The organism is Gemmiger formicilis (genome assembly GCF_016901605.1).
Lineage (GTDB): Bacteria > Bacillota > Clostridia > Oscillospirales > Ruminococcaceae > Gemmiger > Gemmiger formicilis_B.
This window is the reverse complement of sequence record NZ_JACJKP010000419.1, coordinates 1-502: the sequence shown is the minus strand read 5'-3', so window position 1 is coordinate 502 and position 502 is coordinate 1. Positions and strand designations below refer to the sequence as shown.

Here is a 502-nt window from a genome sequence, read left to right as displayed (position 1 = left end):
CAGCCTTACGATACCGTGACTACCCGGGATCAGACCCAGGACCAGGGCGACCTGATCACCCTGGGCGGCGCAGGCGTTTTCCCCAACACGCAGACGATTCTGCCCGCCGGGACCTATTACCTGAAAGAACTGCAGGCCCCTGCCGGGTACGCCCCCAGTCAGCAGCTGACCGAAGTCATTGTAGACAATACCGATGTGTATGCCGATGCCGGTTCCGTGGGAGATGATGTGATCGTCCTGCGGGGTGTTGGCAAGATCGTGCGCAGTATGCTGCAGTTTGCGGTACTGGATGACATCAACGCCACCCTGACCGACATCAACGCCGCCCTGTATACCGCCCCCACCTACACCCCCGGCAGCGGCGACGATTGGGCAGACTGGACGCCCTCGGTGCAGCCGCCGCTGGAACTTTCCTACTATCACAACAACCAGATTCTGGAATACGGCCCCACCGTACCGGGTGACCCGGTGTTCTTTGTGGTTCTTTCCGGATGGTCCCGGC

At 61.0% G+C, this 502-nt stretch carries 1 protein-coding gene; it reads left to right on the top strand.

The annotated features are described in order from the left end of the window. Nucleotides 1-502 (top strand): prealbumin-like fold domain-containing protein (locus H6B10_RS15230; RefSeq protein WP_243427425.1); only part of this gene is annotated, 502 nt, incomplete at both ends.